We start from the raw sequence: 15,778 nt of genomic DNA on the forward strand, positions 1-15,778 counted from the left end.
TATAATCTTCCATGTTGTATAATAAATAGAGGGAGCCAAACTATCAATTGAATAAGGATTGAAGAAAATCTAACCGTTTTATTGACAATATTTTCGTTGATGTATAAGAATTTTCACTCTATTTTTAAAAAAAGTGTTTTCATTTTTTAATTTTCATATATAATAATTTTACGCCACCAATTTATTGTGCTAAATTTAATCTAAATATTCAGAAAATATTGTGAATTATATGAATGTGGCGTCTTTAGACTGATACTAAGTTTTGGGAGTGATGGTATGAGCAATTCATTGTTTAGAAAAAAGAGCATTTCAGAGCTCATTGCGGCAACACAAGGGGAAAAAGCATTAAAAAAGGAATTGGGTTCATTTGATTTAACCATGCTGGGCATTGGAGCCATTATCGGGACAGGGATATTTGTTCTAACAGGTACAGGAGCCGTCACTGCGGGGCCAGGACTTGTTCTATCATTTGTCATCGCAGGTCTTGCTTGTTTGTTTGCAGCACTGTCATATGCGGAATTTGCTTCCACAGTGCCTGTATCAGGGTCTGTGTATACATTTACGTACGCATCAATGGGGGAATTTCTAGCATTCATCATTGGATGGGATTTAATATTAGAATATATGCTGGCCGCTAGTGCCGTTTCAGCGGGCTGGTCAGGCTATTTTGTGTCTTTTTTAAATGGGATAGGGATTCATATACCAGTTGAGTTAACAGCAGCACCAGGTGGTTTAAAAGGGCAAGTGACATATTTTAATCTTCCAGCATTTATTATTTTAATGGTCATCACCTTCCTGCTGTACTTTGGTATTAAAGAATCAAAACGAGTCAATAACATCATGGTTATTATGAAAATTGCTGTGATTCTGCTCTTTATTTTAGTCGCTGTGAAATATGTAAAACCTGAAAACTGGACACCATTCGTACCATTTGGGACATCAGGGGTCTTAAGTGCAGCAGCCCTAGTATTCTTTGCATTTATTGGGTTTGATGCAGTTGCTTCTGCGGCAGAGGAGACAAAAAATCCATCACGCAACCTGCCTAGGGGGATTATTACTTCCTTATTGATTTGTACACTGCTTTATGTCGTTGTCAGTGCGATTATGACGGGCATTGTTCCTTTCATGAATTTTGAAGGAGTATCACATCCAGTGTCTCTCGTTTTACAAGTAGCCGGACAAAACTGGGTGGCTGGTATTGTGGATGTCGGAGCGATTCTAGGGATGACAACCGTAATGCTTGTCATGCTGTACGGCCAGACACGCGTGATGTTTGCCATGTCTCGTGATGGCTTGGTGCCAAAGGTATTATCAAAAGTTCACCCAAAGCATAAAACTCCTTACATCAATACACTGTTCTTCGGTACATTGTCAGCATTAATGGGTGGATTTATTCCACTTGATGAGCTGGCAAGCCTAGTGAATATCGGGACACTTTCAGCATTTATTTTGATTTCAGTGGCGGTCATTGTGATGAGAAAAACGCAGCCGAACTTACCACGAGCTTTCAGATGCCCAGCAGTTCCGCTTATTCCGATCTTAGCTATTCTATCTTGCGGATTGCTCATTTATAAGCTTGGTGCAATCACCTTTGTTCGTTTCTTAATCTGGCTTGCCATTGGGCTGGTTGTGTATTTCTTATATTCAAGAAAGCATTCAGAATTGAATAAAAAGTAAATGAAAAAAGCCCGTGCTGCTTGGCATTAGTCAAGTAACACGGGCTTTTGCTTTTGAGTGCTGATTAAAAACCTAACTGAAGATCGACATCGATTGATACGATGGCATAGACACAAACAATGACAAAGATATTCAGTACGACACCGAGGAAACCTGGACCCGTACGGCCTTTTTTAATGAACAGTTCAATAATGCCAAATGGAACTGCGGCCATTGCAAAAGGAAGCATTTGAAAAGAATAAAATGTCACGTTGCTGATAATGGCGAGGTTTAGCATGAGCAGGGATAATATCGCTGTGCCGACAGAAATCCAGCCAAATACATTATGCTCTTTAAAAATTCTTACCAATTCCATAATTCCACCTCGCTCACTTTTGCCGTTTTAATGCGTTTTGTCTTTACAAATTTCTCAATTTCTTTAGAAGGTCCAGTGACCACAGAGCCATAAACGGTGACGCCATTTTGATCGATATAGCGTATACGATTAGACAGATCAAGATCAGGTCTGCCAGAGATCGTTGTTGCCCATGTCGGGTGCTGATTAACATAAGCAAGGGCATCTTTGAATTGATCTACCTCAGTTTTTGATGTGTGCTGAAGCTCTTTTAAAAATTCAGAGTCCTTCCCAGGAAAGCCGATTGGCCGCTGATTTCCACTTAATGAATCCTCTGTTTTAATCGCATTCCACAGCACTTTCATATCATATTTTTTAGCAAAGGAATAAATATCCTTTGGTGTGTAAGCTCTGTCATAGGATACATACACTTCACTTACTGTTCCTTCAGGAAGTTTGTCTAACGTAGTGAGTGTTTGTTTTTTTGAGGCATCTGCCTGCGCCGAAGGATGGGTAAAGAAACCCTCCGTTTCGCGTGCGCTGTCACCATAATAAGAAATAGTAGGCTGCTTTAATTTATCGAAAAACATCTCGATTTGTTCACTGCCAATGGCTTCTGTTTTATTGCCAATTTGCTTTTGCAGCTTCAATTCGGTGTTCATCCCAAAAAGCTTGACCTGACCTTTTAAATCCTTCATATCAATGGCCACGTTTGGTTTGGTCAAAGCGACGGTGACAGCGGCTGTTTCCATGAAGTGATTGCCTTTGCTCTCGGCTCCGCCAACGCCGTAGTATAAATAACTTCCTAATGTACAAAGCGGTAAAATAATGAGTGTCGATATGACAGCAAGTACGGAAATACGTAAATATGACTTTCTTTTTCCGTATTGTAAAATGGCTTTTTGCTTCTCAGGACTGATGGAAAAATCTGTCCAATCCGAGTCGTTCAGTTCCTGGCTTAAGCGTTTTTCGTTTTCTTCAAGCTCTTCCTCAAACGCTATCATTTCTTCCTCATTCATCTCACCATTATTATATTGTTCCCATCGCTTGTTAAACTCTTCATTCATCATTAACACCTCTGTTGTAAAGTGCTTTTAGGCGCTGCCTTGCACGAAATAAAACACTTTTGAAATTTGCTTCAGTAATATTCATGACCTTGGATGCTTCCTTGTAATTTAGTTCTTTTAAATAATACAATGTCAACGCTTCCTTGTAGTTATCTGGAAGCTGCTCTAAATACATGGTGAGGACTTCCTTTATTTCAACCTGTTCAGCAGGGCTTTGTACAGACGTTTGTAAAAGACCGCCAATGAGGTCATCCGATATGGTCACTTCTTTTTTATGTTTCCTGACATAATCAATAAAAGCATTTCGTGCCACCTGAAATAACCAAGGTTTCACTTTGCTATGGTCGTAGGAATGAATATGTATATACGCACGCATAAAGGTTTCCTGCAATAAGTCTTCTGCCAAATGTTTGTCTTTTGTCATGGAGAGCAGAAACCTGTAAACATCGTTCATATACATTTGATAAATTTCATCGATCGTCACTGATTTTTCTCCCCTCTATGTTATACACGCATAAGAAAGGCATAAAGTTGCACGAAACTTCTCATTACCGTACATTACTCATTTCTTTCGCCGAATCAAAATCATTTCTCCTTATCATAGCGAAATTTGCATCATTTATAAAGTATTTTCAATAGAACAAATCAGGAAAAAACATCGAAAAACGACAAAATTGGACACAATTCCTATTCTATTCTCCCCTAAAACCTTGTGCTTGAATACAGTCAGAACGTTCATTTTTAAACGAAAAAAATAGGAAGGATTGGACTGTGTACAAATTTTTAGTACCAGGTAATAAAAAATTTGTTATAATAGAGACAAATCCTTCATTCTTCAAACAAAGGAAGTGCACTATGTATAAATTTTCAGGCTATACCGTCAAACTATTATTTGGTCTCCGAGGTGGAATTAAAGTATATCAAAAAGAGAATCTGCCAACTGATCGGGGTTTTGTCATTGCTTGTACACATGAGGGTTTTGTGGATGTTCTTGCATTAGGCGCAGGAATTCTTCCGTTTGAGATCCACTACATGGCGAAAAAAGAATTGTTTGCAAATAAATGGATCGGTGGATTTTTAAAAAAGATTCATGCCTTTCCTGTTGATCGAGAGAATCCTGGGCCAAGCAGTATTAAAACGCCCATTAAATTATTAAAAGAGGGAAAGATCGTTGGGATTTTTCCAAGCGGAACACGTACAACAGAGGATGTTCCTCTAAAAAGAGGGGCGGTTACCATTGCGCAGCTCGGTAAAGCACCAATTGTTCCAGCCGCATACAAAGGGCCTTCAAATGCGAAAAGCCTTTTCAAAAAAGGGAAAATGCGCTTAATCATTGGTGAACCGATTGAGCTGTCTGAATTTGACCATCTGCCGCCAAAAGATAGATTAGGTGCCATGACAGAAGTATTAAATACAAGAATCAAAGAGCTAGAAGCTCAATTAATGGAAAAGGCATAAGAAAAACGACCGCTTGCTTAGGCAAGGGTCGTTTCAGCGTGTAGACAAACCCTCGCATTCGGTGTCAGTCCTGCGTGCCGGTGCTCACGAATGCTCAATTCGCTCCGCTCCGGTACTCGTCCTTCCTAGACTTCAAAGGTTTTCTATCACGCTGAAAAAGAAGACAAAGGGCTAAAATAAAAATCATTTTAGCCCTTTGTCCACAATGTGAAACGCCCACTTGCTTAAGCAAGTGGGCGTTTTTTGTTACGAAGCGCCTTCTTCAGCTGCTTCTAATAATTGTTCATTTAACTTTTTTACTTCGATGTATGCCACATGGTGTCCATCGACTTCATTAATAATAAATTCATAGCCTTGTTCACGAATGGCGTCATTTTTCTCTACTTCATATTTCTGAGTAAGGAACCAGCCGCCGATTGTGTCGACCTCTTCATTATCAAGCTGTGTACCTAATAGCAGGTTGACTTGATCAACAAGAACCTTGCCATCAAAGATGTAATGGTCTTCTCCAAGTTTACGCACTTCGTTGATTTCATCAATGTCGAACTCATCACGAATTTCACCAACGATTTCTTCAAGGATGTCTTCAACGGTCACAAGACCTGCTGTACCGCCATATTCATCTGATAAAATGGCCATGTGTACACGTTCACGCTGCATTTTGAGCAGTAAATCATGAACAGGAACCGTTTCAATCACATGAATAATCGGATTTACAAACTTTTCGATCGTATCGCTTGTAGAGCACTCTCCGCTAATGCAGGCAGTGAGAACCTCTTTAATGTTAAGAACACCGATAATGTTGTCTTTGTCGCCATCTTCAATTGGATAACGTGTATATTTCTCTACCTTTGTTACCTTCAGCATTTCCTCAATGGTAATATCATGAGGGAAGCTGACAACTTCGGTACGAGGAATCATAATTTCTTTCGCCAGACGGTCATCAAATTCGAAAATTTTATTTACATATTTGAATTCAGACTGGTTAATCTCGCCGCTCTTATAGCTCTCTGATAAAATAATCCGCAATTCTTCCTCAGAGTGCGCCATGTCATGCTCAGATACTTGCTGAAGACCGAACGCTTTCGTTAACAAACGAGCAGATCCATTTAATACCCAAATGAACGGGAACATCACTTTGTAAAAGATCATCAGTGGTCTAGCAAAAAGAAGGGATACTTGCTCAGCCTTTTGAATGGCGAGTGTTTTCGGTGCAAGTTCTCCAACGACAACGTGTAAAAACGTCATGATACTAAACGCAATAATAAAAGTGACAATAGAACTAGCTGATTGAGGAATGGACAACTCTGCAAAGAGCGGCGCAAGCATATGCGCAATTGTTTCTTCCCCTAACCAACCAATACCAAGGGCGGTAATGGTAATACCAAGCTGACAGGCTGATAGGTACTCATCAAGGTGAGTCGTTACATGCTTGACAGCAACTGCTGTTTTATTACCTTCTGCGATTAACTGATCAATTCTTGAGCTTCTTAAGCGAATGATCGCAAACTCTGATGCAACGAAAAACGCGGTTAAAGCTATAAGTAAAGCAACTATGAGTAAATTAACTATGTCCAATTAAGGCCTTCGTTCTGACTTTGAGAACGAAGGTAACACCTCCTGTTTAGTAAAAATTTTAACTTAACAGCAGTAAAAATGATTGGACAGCCGTCATTTTTTCAGGAGTAAGCTGCTCTTTTAGTTTTTCACGTTGTTCTGGCTGAAGCTGCTTACAACGTGCCAAAATGCGGTCCATATGCTCATTCATCCGATCGATATCAGAGGTTAAATGGACAAGTTCATCATGATCTTCCTTTTGAGAAGGGAATTGTTCATCTAATCTGGATTTGATGTCAGAAAGAGCCAATCTCTGCTGTTTGCAAAGAACGATTAATTGTAATCGTTTTAAAGCATATTCATCGTAATAACGATAATTTGAGCAAGATCTAACAGGCGCAAGCAAACCTAGATTTGTATAATAATCTACAGTTCGTTTCGTCACCTGTGCAATCTGTGCTAGTTCACCAATACGATACTTTTTCTCAGCCCCATCTGAACATCTCCTCCTAACCGTCACGTTATAGTTTATGAAAATAGTTTAATATAATTCTAGTCTGAAACACAAGTTAATTGTTCATATTTCCTGCCAATAAGAAGAAACAGAGGAGGATTTCCCTCAATTTAGTCAGTCATGTCAAAAACAGCATGATGATACAGGAATTTTCAGATTATTTATGGTAAGATAAAATGAATACCGTTTCATATATATGTAGAGAGGCGGAATTTTACGTGAACCGGAGGTGGTTAAGTGGGGCCCTCAATGTAGTCTTATTTAATCAGTTAACCGTTTTGCAAAACATAACATCATCAATCAGGAGGTGACTCCTTGTTCTTCTAAGAAAGAGCAAGGTTAAATGGACGATATTGTTAATCTGAGTATAGTCGGTGTTTTGATTGCTTTAACAGCTTTCTTTGTTGCATCTGAATTTGCCATAGTAAAGGTGAGAAGTTCAAGAATTAATCAGCTTGTTGCCGAAGGGTCCAAAAAGGCCATCATGGCGAAAAAGGTGACATCAAGGCTAGATGAATATTTGTCAGCCTGTCAGCTCGGTATTACAGTGACATCCCTTGGTTTAGGGTGGATTGGTAAGCCGGCTGTGAAAGAACTTTTGGTTCGAGGTTTTGGTTTGACAAACATTCCTGATTCAGCAATCAGCCTGATCTCAGCTACACTTGCGTTCTCTATTATTACCTTTTTGCATGTAGTTGTAGGTGAGCTTGCACCAAAAACGCTTGCCATTCAAAAGGCGGAAAAAATGACACTATGGCTGTCAGGCCCGCTGCATGCATTTTATATCCTTATGTTCCCTTTCATTTATGTGTTAAACGGGTCAGCACGTCTGCTAACTAAAATGATGGGCATTGATATGGGGTCTGAAAAAGAACATTCCCATTCTGAAGAGGAACTGAAGATTTTATTATCTGAGAGCTTAAAAAATGGGGAAATCAACCCATCAGAATATAATTATATGAACAAGATTTTCGATTTCGATAATCGAATTGCCAGAGAGATCATGGTACCGCGGCGAGAAATTTGTGCGATTCCAGAAGATATGCCGTTAGATGATATCCTCGCCATCATGACGCAGGAAAAGTATACACGTTTCCCTGTGTTTTCAGGAGATAAAGACCATGTCATTGGCATGCTGAACAAAAAGCAGCTCTTTGCAGATCTTGTGTATCAAGGTGAAAAAGATCAACTGAAAATTCAAGATTATATATATCCAGTGATTGAGGTTATCGACACGATTCCTATTCAAGAGCTTCTCGTCAAGATGCAGCGTGATAGAATGCATATGGCGATCTTAACTGACGAATATGGCGGAACGTCTGGACTTGTCACAACGGAAGATATTTTAGAAGAGATTGTCGGAGATATTCGAGATGAATTCGATGAAGATGAACAGCCAGTGATTCAAAAAAGAGCCGATCATCATTATGTTTTAGATGGCAAAGTGAGATTAGATGAAATTCAAGATTTGATCGAGATCTCTTATCATGATGAGGAAATTGATACAATCGGCGGACTCATCTTAAAAGAGAATATTGATATCAGAGAAGGACAATCCGTCTATCTTGATGATATTCGAATGAAAGTGCTGGAAATGGATGGACGCTACGTTAAAAAGATCGATTTGAAAAAAGGCGTCACATCGTCAGAAAAAAGCAGTGCACGCACTGGGCTTGATATAAAGGAGCCGCTGCTAGTAAACGAAATGACCTTGAGCGAAAAATAAGCTCAAGGTTTTTTTAGGTATTTAGTCTCTTTTATACGAATGTATGTTCGGTATATAATAAGAACGAACGTTCGATAAAGGGGGATGGACATGCTTTGGTATGAAACAGCAAGTATCACGGAGAAAAAAACCTCAATGAAACGAATTGAGTTTCATTTAAAGAATTTCAAAAATTATCAAGCAGCAATCTTAAATATCGAAAGGCAGCTTGAAAAAAGAAGCCCGCATCATCTCGACCACATGACAAGGAAAAAGTTAGAAGAGCAAAAAAATCAGTATGAACTCATCGTTGCTTGTATTGAAACGGCATTAAAAGAGTTGGACGAAATAGAGCAGCAGCTCATCGATTACAAATATTTTCGAGATTGGCGGATGGCAAAGTGTGCAATGGAAATTGGCTATAGTGAAAAAACACTCTTTTTGATGAAGCGCCAGCTGATGGATCAGCTGCTCATCAGCTTAGCCGCTATTACCAATATTTAAAGATGCTGTCCTATTTGATAAAACGCAGCAAAGAGACATAAAGACCCGATGATTGTGACCAATAAGTAGACAGCAAGTTGTCCAATTTGCCGCTCTTGCAGCATGGACGCAGCCTCTACACTAAATGTAGAGAAGGTTGTAAAACCACCGAAAAACCCAGTACCTATGATCATTAGCAGCGGATCACTGTCAGTCACTGTACCTGTCAGTAAACCTAAACCGGCAGCGCCGAGTAAGTTGATGAGAATAATACTATACGGAAAACGAGTATGAAACTTGGTTTTCTGAATCGATTGACTGAGGAAAAAACGAAGGGCACTGCCTATCCCGCCGGCAACAGCTGTATAAAATACAATCATTTATCTGCTTCCTTTCGGCTGCTCATCTTGTTGAAAGAGGCGCTGAGCGGTGATCAGTCCACATAAGGCAGCGCCCACTCCGGCAATCACTGAGAGTAGAATGTACATGATACTTGATGTGAACAGTCCATCTTGTAATAAGAGAACCGTTTCTTTAGAAAAAGTGGACATTGTCGTAAAACCACCGCAAAATCCTGTTCCGATCAAAGCAGCAAGATATTTTTTTCCTTTCCGAAACATAAAATACCCTGTTGAAAAGCCAAGAAGCAGACTGCCTGTCATGTTTTCAATCAGTGTTGCATAGGGGAATGTCTGGCTGACAACGGATTGGCTAAGTTCATATCTGCAAAGAGTACCAACCAATCCACCGATAAATACGGCGAGATATGCTTTCATTTACATCATTTCTCCTTTAGAAAAAATGGCGGGTGATCCGTCACCACTCCATCAATGTGGTATGTTTTCATCTTGTCGGCTGTTTTTTGATCTTTCACTGTCCATATAAAGACATCCATTCCAAATGAGTGGATGCGATCAATCCACCATCTGTTGATCATCGTTTTCTTCATATTAAGGCAATCCGCAAAGGAGCTGTACTCCGCTAATTTCCTTTTCGTCAGTTTAAAGGCAGAGGGTTTTATAATAAAAGCTGTTCGAAGAGAAGGGGCGTAAGCTTTGACTCTTTGAAGTGCATTGGCATCAAAAGATTGAACCATGATGTGACGGGAATAGGCAAACCGGTTGATGATGTCGACAACTGCCTTTTCAATCCCAATCTGCCGTTTTGGATGCTTGATCTCAATCAGTATCCCGACACGCTGACTGTATCTTTCAAGAATTTCCTGTAAGGTGGGAATTCGTTCGTTGGCGTACTGAGAATGAAACCAGCTTCCTGCATCCAATTTCTTCAGCCGATCAAGTGTATAACCTTTCACTAAGCCGCTTCCGTTACTCGTTCGCTCAACAGTATCATCATGGATGACGGCTACGTGCTGATCCATTGTCAGCTGTACGTCTAGCTCAATATAATCCGCACCCTGCTGAACAGCTAAATCAAATGCGGCGATTGTATTTTCTGGGGCAGCGCTTGAAGACCCTCTATGCGCGATAATATACACATGCTCCAGCTCCTGACATAAGTTCTGGTCTTATCATATCAAATTTTTGCTGTTTTTCCTTCTTTACTATATGGTACGAGGGAGAGCTGTATGTAATGGAACATGGCATATGGTGAGAAAGCATCGTGTATGAAAGGTGAAAAGTTGCAGGAATATCCCAAGCTCTTATTGAGTAAATCTGAACTACATCATTTTTTCTTCGATCAATTTTGTCCAAATCGTCAGCGTTCGTCAAAATATTAGTGCTTTCGTCATGTTGACTGAAAATTCTGATGTTTTATAATGATGAAAAGGAGGCGAGATGATTGGGTAAAGGGAGAATTAGAGTGGAAGAACGTATTAAGGCCGAAACGGATGCTGAAATGTTTAAAGCGACTCTCCTTGATCAGGCTCAGAAGAAAAAGTAGTTTGCTGCCCGTCGATATGTCTCTAGCCAAAATTTCATATTTGAACTTCATGCCTCGGGATCAGTCCCGAGGCTTTTTATGTAGAGGTCAGACATTTAAGAGAGGACATGAACGAAGGTTATATTATAAACTAGAGAGGATTGTTTTAAAGGAGAGAGACAGACATGTTTACACAAAAATGGATGGATACATATTTTACAGTAGATATTGCGATCCAAATTGGTATTAGCCTTTGTATTTTATTGCTTTTTTTATTGCTTCGGAAAGTATTTACGAAGTATTTATTTCAGCTTCTGTTTAGGCTGACGAATCGGTCTAAAACGGAGGTCATTAACCAAATTGTTGTGGCATTTGAAAAACCAGCCAGGCTGTTTTTCGTGGCACTTGGTTTATATTTTGCGTTAAGACAAGCGCCATACTTTGAGCATCATATGGATGTCATCATTAAATTGTATAGATCTTCTATTATATTGATGCTGACGTGGGGGCTTTGTAATTTAACCGCTGCATCTTCTTTCTTGTTTCAAAAGGTCAATTCGAAATTTGAATTAGATATGGATGATATTTTAGCACCATTTTTATCAAAGGTACTTCGCTTCATTATTATTGCACTGAGTATTAGTGTCATTGCACAAGAATTTAATTATGACGTAAATGGACTTGTGGCAGGTCTCGGTCTAGGTGGTCTAGCCTTTGCGCTCGCCGCTCAGGATACAGTGGCTAACTTTTTTGGAGGGATTGTCATCATTACCGAGAAGCCTTTTACGATGGGCGACTTTGTGGAGACACCAAGTGTTCTTGGGACTGTGGAGGACATTACATTTCGAAGTACAAGGTTTCGAACACCTGCTGAAGCCGTCGTGACCGTTCCGAATTCTACACTTTCAAAGGAGCCAATCACAAACTGGACAAGAATGAATAAACGTCAGATTACGTTTTCTGTTCGCGTTTCCTACAATACACCAAAGGAAAACATTGATCAGTGTATTAAGCGTCTCAAACAGATGCTACACGAGCATGATGGGGTGCATAAAGAGACGATTATGGTAAATCTCGATGTACTGGCAGACAGCTATTTGAACTTGTTTTTCAACTTTTACACAAACACGACAGCTTGGTCTGAAAACCTTGATATTAAGCAGGATATTAACTATCGCATCATAGATATTTTCCACGAGGAAGGCGTAGAATTTGCTTTCCCTGGTCAGGCCATTTATATGAAACAAAAAGGTGAGAAGCAGCTGGGTGAATAAAGGAGGAATGGTGAGTGGACCACACAAAGGTGGATGTGTTAAGAGAGAAATTATCGCAGGCTTCACATATCACAGTACTCTCAGGTGCAGGTATGAGTACAGAATCGGGTATTCCTGATTTTAGATCAACGGGTGGTCTGTGGACAGAAGATACTTCCCGCATGGAGGCGATGAGCCGGTCCTACTTTTTATCAAATCCTCATCAATTCTGGCCAAAATTTAAAGAATTGTTTCAAATGAAAATGAGTGGAGAATATGAGCCAAACAGCGGGCACACCTTTTTAGCCAGCCTTGAGCAACAAGGGAAGCATGTGGATATTTTTACCCAAAATATTGACGGTCTTCATAAAAAGGCGGGAAGCCAGCATGTATATGAACTCCATGGCTCCATTCAAACGGCCACTTGTCCATCGTGTCAGGCGGTATATGATCTGCCTTATTTATTAAAAGAAGAGGTGCCGGTCTGTCAAAGGGTTTCCTCAGACGGCAGTACGTGTGGATGTGTGCTAAAAACAGATGTTGTCCTATTTGGCGATATGGTCAAACATTTAGACCAAGTGGAGACATCACTTCAGAAAACGGACATGCTCCTCGTCATGGGGACTTCCCTGGAGGTAGCGCCAGCAAGGTATATTCCAGAAGATGCAGCTCATGATCCTTCCATCTTCATGGTGATGATGAATTTGAGTGAAACAGAGTTCGATCCGCTTTTTGATCTTGTCTTTCATGAGCGAATTGGCGATCTCGTGAAAGCTTTATAAATCATTAAAAAACCCGCATTCTAAAGGTGCGGGTTTTACTTTATTGCTGCAGCGGCTTCATTGTTTCATCAAGGACTTCAAATGTATAGCCCTTTGCCTTTAGCTGCGTAATTAAGCTGCTTAAGTATTTTGCCGTCGCCGGCTGATCATGCATTAAGATGATTTTTGGTTCTTTTGGATTTTTTGTCTCCAGCACTTGCAGCTGATTTAATACCTCTGGTACATATTTTGAGCTTTTATATTTCCAATCAAGACTGTCAATGGTCCAGTCCCAGTAGACAAAGCCTTTTTGTTTTAAACGTGCTTTTTGCTGATCGGTTAAATTTGGGGTGCTGCCATAAGGTGTTCTCACAAGATGGGTATACTCACCTGTCACAGAAGCCAAAATGCGCTGATCTTCCTTCATCTCGTTAACAGGAGAATCTTTTTTTTGATAAAAGCGTTTCACATCATGGGTGATGCCATGAAGCCCTAATTGATGACCTTCTTGATGGAGTCTTTTCACAGCTGCCGGGTGTTCTTTAATCTGTGGTCCGAGCATAAAGAATGTGGCTTTCACTTGATGCGCTTTTAGCACATCTAACAGCTGATTTGAAGTCGCTGATGGACCATCATCAAAGGTTAAAAAGATCGTTTGATCCGTTATATGTTTATCTGAATTGATCTTAAAATGTGCATCTAATGTTTTTCGAGAAGCATCTTTTGCTTTCATACTAGTGCTTGTGTCTCTAAATTGACTGCTTGCAGATAATTTCGCCGGCTGATCTGCTGCCTGCATATTGGTTTTGGACATATCCCAAATAAAAAAGAGGATCAGTGTCAGGATGACAAAACCAATCGCCTTTGAGAGCAGCATTGTGTTTGAAGGTGTCTGTTTTTTTTTAACCCGTTGCATTACAATCGCTCCAATAAATCAAAAATTTGTGTCGAATCATGTAGTGGATTCTGTCTTTTTCCGCTGTTTTTTGTCGTGTTTATATGGAGTAAGTATACAGGAAAAAAGAGCCTATGAATATAGAAGATGCTAAAAAATTGGAATCTTTTTGGTTATCAATCTATATTTGTTACAATGAAAGGTTATCCATTTCATATGATGTGAAATAATTCTGAATAATCATTGAAACGAACCCATTTATCCGCTAAGATAGCATCAGATTCAACCATTATTGCAAAGCGAAGGGGAGATTCCATATGAAAATATTGTACAATGGAGATTTCATTGAAAAAAAGGATGCACATGTTGATATTGAGGACAGAGGCTATCAATTTGGTGACGGAGTCTATGAGGTCATCCGTGTATACAATGGTACTTTGTTTACGTTAAAGGAACATACAGAGCGTCTGTTCAAGAGTGCAAAGGAAATTGGCATTCATCTGCAAGGTACAGTATCAGATATGGAAGAAAAGTTACAGCAGCTCGTCGCTCACAATCAATTAACAGATGGCGGTGTGTATATTCAAGTCACGCGGGGTGTCGCCCCTCGTAAACATCAATATAGTGATTCTCTTACTCCTCAAATCACGGCATATACTTTCCAGGTGAAAAAGCCTGTTCAAGAGCAGAAAGCTGGGGCAAAGGCCATTTTATCTGAGGATCTTCGCTGGTTAAGGTGTGATATCAAAAGCTTAAACCTTTTATATAACATCATGGAAAAGCAGAAAGCATCTGAAGCTGGTGCGTTTGAAGCAATCCTTGTGAGAGACGGTTTTGTGACCGAGGGAACCTCCTCGAATGTATATGCCGTGATTGATGGCGTGATTCGTACTCACCCTGCAAACAATCTCATTTTAAACGGCATTACTCGTAGAAAGCTGCTGGAGGTATGTGAGGAAGAAGGGTGTACTGTTGAAGAAACTCGTATAAGCAAAGAAGAACTGCTGCGCGCTCAGGAAATTTTCATCAGCTCGACGACAGCTGAAGTCATTCCGATTGTTGAAATAGATGGCGAGCCAGTAGGGGAAGGCGTTCCAGGAGAGCTGACAAAGCGCGTACAGGAAGGCTTCCAGCAAAAAATTAAACATGAAAGTGAAGCATCGATCTCTTCATAAATAAAAAAGGCTGTAAACTAATGTTTACAGCCTTTTGTGATGCATTTATTTCACAATAAGCACAGGTATATCTGATTTTGCTGATAACTTTTCACTCACACTGCCAAACAGCATTTTTTTCAATCTGCTTTGGTCACGTGCTCCCATGACGATGAGGTCTGCTGATATTTCCTCCGCATATTCGATAATCGCTTCCGCTGGTTCTCCCTCTACAATTTCAATGGCAGCCTCAAACTGCTCCTCATTTAAAAGCATTCTTGCTTCCGCAACGACCTCTTCTGTATGGTCTTCAAAAATCAAGGGACTTTGCTGTTCATCATGAGGTACATAGACAGGGGGTGTTTGAAGATCTGCCGTACCGCCGCCGATATAAGCTCCGCCAGTCATTGGGCGCGGCACATCAAACACCTGTCTGTCTGTTTTGCCATCATGTGCATAGGTAACGGTCAGCTTGGCATGTAAGGTTTTAGCTAAAGCGATTGCCTTTTTTAATGCTTTCTTACTGTCTTCATGTCCATCAAACGCTACGACCATCCGATCAGCTTGAAACAATGTCCTCATTCCTTTCAAAAGGAGTCTTTACACTCATGGTATACCCGTTAATAGAAAAAGATACACATGAAGGAGAATGATTTTTGTTAGAAAATTTCATTTATTGAAAAATATTTATTGACAAAATAGTGACAGCCACTATAAGATAAAAAAAGATTCAAGAGCCAAAAGGAGGAAATGTCATGTGCAACATTGGAAGAATGAAATCAAACTGCATGAATGGGTTGATTCACGTGACAATTACACCTTCATTGGTCATGGAAAAGGAACTCGTCTGTTCCAATTGATCGGATGAATCAAGGCGTATGTTGCGTATTTGTCAACATGCGCCTTTTTACATGACGAAAAGAGGCGTACCAGCCAGCTGGTGGCCTCTTTTTTTGTTGAATTCATTTCGTATTTCGAAATAAAGGGATGAAAAACAACAAGTAAATGAAGAGGAGTGAAAGCATGTGAACATGCC

General features: G+C 40.0%; 18 protein-coding genes. 8 read left to right on the forward strand and 10 right to left on the reverse strand.

Annotation, left to right across the window (positions count from 1 at the left end):
* Window positions 1-276 precede the first annotated feature (276 nt).
* On the forward strand, window positions 277-1,677 hold the full coding sequence (locus NSU11_RS04860) for an amino acid permease (protein ID WP_197202926.1): 1,401 nt from the start codon (window positions 277-279) through the stop codon (window positions 1,675-1,677).
* 64 nt (window positions 1,678-1,741) lie between these two features.
* On the opposite strand, the gene NSU11_RS04865 is transcribed toward NSU11_RS04860, so the two are convergent.
* Genes NSU11_RS04865 through NSU11_RS04875 form a run of 3 tightly spaced genes read right to left on the reverse strand, consistent with a single transcriptional unit; the run spans window position 1,742 to window position 3,562 of the window.
* Entirely contained in the window at window positions 1,742-2,032 is a 291-nt protein-coding gene (locus NSU11_RS04865) for a hypothetical protein (protein ID WP_024425288.1), read from the reverse strand.
* Window positions 2,020-3,078, reverse strand: a complete 1,059-nt coding sequence (locus tag NSU11_RS04870; RefSeq protein ID WP_024426591.1) for an anti-sigma factor — start codon at window positions 3,076-3,078, stop codon at window positions 2,020-2,022. Before NSU11_RS04870 ends, NSU11_RS04865 begins: the two co-directional genes overlap by 13 nt.
* Window positions 3,071-3,562: a sigma-70 family RNA polymerase sigma factor gene (locus NSU11_RS04875; RefSeq protein WP_024425287.1), complete on the reverse strand. Its 492-nt coding sequence runs from the start codon at window positions 3,560-3,562 to the stop codon at window positions 3,071-3,073. The genes NSU11_RS04870 and NSU11_RS04875 overlap by 8 nt, the downstream gene beginning before the upstream one ends.
* A gap of 371 nt (window positions 3,563-3,933) precedes the next feature.
* Here NSU11_RS04875 and NSU11_RS04880 point away from each other — a divergent pair, with 371 nt between their 5' ends.
* Window positions 3,934-4,536 (forward strand): 1-acyl-sn-glycerol-3-phosphate acyltransferase, encoded by a 603-nt coding sequence (locus NSU11_RS04880; RefSeq protein WP_197202928.1) that lies wholly within the window; start codon window positions 3,934-3,936, stop codon window positions 4,534-4,536.
* A gap of 246 nt (window positions 4,537-4,782) precedes the next feature.
* On the opposite strand, the gene NSU11_RS04885 is transcribed toward NSU11_RS04880, so the two are convergent.
* Window positions 4,783-6,114 carry a hemolysin family protein gene (locus NSU11_RS04885; protein WP_087975657.1) on the reverse strand — a complete coding sequence of 444 codons (1,332 nt, stop codon included), beginning with the start codon at window positions 6,112-6,114 and terminating at the stop codon, window positions 4,783-4,785.
* A gap of 58 nt (window positions 6,115-6,172) precedes the next feature.
* Window positions 6,173-6,613, reverse strand: a complete 441-nt coding sequence (locus NSU11_RS04890; RefSeq protein WP_034667702.1) for a MerR family transcriptional regulator — start codon at window positions 6,611-6,613, stop codon at window positions 6,173-6,175.
* Window positions 6,614-6,950: 337 nt separating this feature from the next.
* On the opposite strand from NSU11_RS04890, the gene NSU11_RS04895 reads away from it, so the two are divergent.
* Both NSU11_RS04895 and NSU11_RS04900 read left to right on the forward strand, forming a co-directional pair.
* Entirely contained in the window at window positions 6,951-8,333 is a 1,383-nt protein-coding gene (locus NSU11_RS04895) for a hemolysin family protein (protein WP_342493823.1), read from the forward strand.
* Window positions 8,334-8,423: 90 nt separating this feature from the next.
* Entirely contained in the window at window positions 8,424-8,816 is a 393-nt protein-coding gene (locus tag NSU11_RS04900; protein ID WP_024425732.1) for a hypothetical protein, read from the forward strand.
* Here the strand turns inward: NSU11_RS04900 and crcB (NSU11_RS04905) are convergent.
* The 3 genes from crcB (NSU11_RS04905) to NSU11_RS04915 are packed head-to-tail and all read right to left on the reverse strand — an operon-like array spanning window position 8,813 to window position 10,293.
* The gene (crcB, locus tag NSU11_RS04905; protein ID WP_024426588.1) at window positions 8,813-9,175 is read right to left on the reverse strand and encodes a fluoride efflux transporter CrcB; all 363 of its coding nucleotides are present in this window, start codon (window positions 9,173-9,175) and stop codon (window positions 8,813-8,815) included. The two genes, NSU11_RS04900 and crcB (NSU11_RS04905), sit on opposite strands and share 4 nt — an antisense overlap.
* On the reverse strand, window positions 9,176-9,571 hold the full coding sequence (crcB, locus tag NSU11_RS04910; protein ID WP_024425734.1) for a fluoride efflux transporter CrcB: 396 nt from the start codon (window positions 9,569-9,571) through the stop codon (window positions 9,176-9,178).
* 5 nt (window positions 9,572-9,576) lie between these two features.
* Window positions 9,577-10,293 (reverse strand): glycerophosphodiester phosphodiesterase family protein, encoded by a 717-nt coding sequence (locus tag NSU11_RS04915; RefSeq protein WP_197202930.1) that lies wholly within the window; start codon window positions 10,291-10,293, stop codon window positions 9,577-9,579.
* 305 nt (window positions 10,294-10,598) lie between these two features.
* Here NSU11_RS04915 and NSU11_RS04920 point away from each other — a divergent pair, with 305 nt between their 5' ends.
* The 3 genes from NSU11_RS04920 to NSU11_RS04930 all read left to right on the forward strand — a co-directional run bounded on the left by NSU11_RS04920 (window position 10,599) and on the right by NSU11_RS04930 (window position 12,714).
* Complete coding sequence (locus tag NSU11_RS04920; protein WP_017360338.1) at window positions 10,599-10,700, forward strand: YhdX family protein; 102 nt, start codon at window positions 10,599-10,601, stop codon at window positions 10,698-10,700.
* Between the two features lie 164 nt (window positions 10,701-10,864).
* A complete protein-coding gene (locus tag NSU11_RS04925) occupies window positions 10,865-11,953 on the forward strand; it encodes a mechanosensitive ion channel family protein (protein ID WP_024425736.1) in 1,089 nt (362 codons plus the stop codon).
* Between the two features lie 14 nt (window positions 11,954-11,967).
* Entirely contained in the window at window positions 11,968-12,714 is a 747-nt protein-coding gene (locus NSU11_RS04930) for an NAD-dependent protein deacylase (protein WP_197202931.1), read from the forward strand.
* A 40-nt stretch (window positions 12,715-12,754) separates the two neighbouring features.
* On the opposite strand, the gene NSU11_RS04935 is transcribed toward NSU11_RS04930, so the two are convergent.
* Window positions 12,755-13,609, reverse strand: coding sequence for a polysaccharide deacetylase family protein (locus NSU11_RS04935; RefSeq protein WP_024426585.1), 855 nt, complete (start codon window positions 13,607-13,609; stop codon window positions 12,755-12,757).
* Between the two features lie 296 nt (window positions 13,610-13,905).
* Here NSU11_RS04935 and dat point away from each other — a divergent pair, with 296 nt between their 5' ends.
* Window positions 13,906-14,763, forward strand: coding sequence for a D-amino-acid transaminase (gene dat / locus NSU11_RS04940; RefSeq protein WP_120207501.1), 858 nt, complete (start codon window positions 13,906-13,908; stop codon window positions 14,761-14,763).
* Window positions 14,764-14,808: 45 nt separating this feature from the next.
* Here the strand turns inward: dat and NSU11_RS04945 are convergent, their stop codons facing one another.
* Window positions 14,809-15,315 carry a universal stress protein gene (locus NSU11_RS04945; protein ID WP_025093324.1) on the reverse strand — a complete coding sequence of 169 codons (507 nt, stop codon included), beginning with the start codon at window positions 15,313-15,315 and terminating at the stop codon, window positions 14,809-14,811.
* Window positions 15,316-15,778: the final 463 nt, after the last annotated feature.

Source organism: Bacillus sp. FSL R5-0712, assembly GCF_038593285.1.
GTDB classification, from domain to species: domain Bacteria; phylum Bacillota; class Bacilli; order Bacillales; family Bacillaceae; genus Bacillus; species Bacillus safensis.

Coding starts and splice junctions, on each gene's coding strand:
- NSU11_RS04895 (WP_342493823.1), top strand. CDS start 6,951: ATGGACGATATTGTTAATCTGAGTATAGTCGGTGTTTTGATTGCTTTA.
- NSU11_RS04935 (WP_024426585.1), bottom strand. CDS start 13,609: ATGCAACGGGTTAAAAAAAAACAGACACCTTCAAACACAATGCTGCTC.
- NSU11_RS04900 (WP_024425732.1), top strand. CDS start 8,424: ATGCTTTGGTATGAAACAGCAAGTATCACGGAGAAAAAAACCTCAATG.
- crcB (WP_024425734.1), bottom strand. CDS start 9,571: ATGAAAGCATATCTCGCCGTATTTATCGGTGGATTGGTTGGTACTCTT.
- NSU11_RS04865 (WP_024425288.1), bottom strand. CDS start 2,032: ATGGAATTGGTAAGAATTTTTAAAGAGCATAATGTATTTGGCTGGATT.
- NSU11_RS04880 (WP_197202928.1), top strand. CDS start 3,934: ATGTATAAATTTTCAGGCTATACCGTCAAACTATTATTTGGTCTCCGA.
- NSU11_RS04870 (WP_024426591.1), bottom strand. CDS start 3,078: ATGAATGAAGAGTTTAACAAGCGATGGGAACAATATAATAATGGTGAG.
- dat (WP_120207501.1), top strand. CDS start 13,906: ATGAAAATATTGTACAATGGAGATTTCATTGAAAAAAAGGATGCACAT.
- crcB (WP_024426588.1), bottom strand. CDS start 9,175: ATGATTGTATTTTATACAGCTGTTGCCGGCGGGATAGGCAGTGCCCTT.
- NSU11_RS04860 (WP_197202926.1), top strand. CDS start 277: ATGAGCAATTCATTGTTTAGAAAAAAGAGCATTTCAGAGCTCATTGCG.
- NSU11_RS04925 (WP_024425736.1), top strand. CDS start 10,865: ATGTTTACACAAAAATGGATGGATACATATTTTACAGTAGATATTGCG.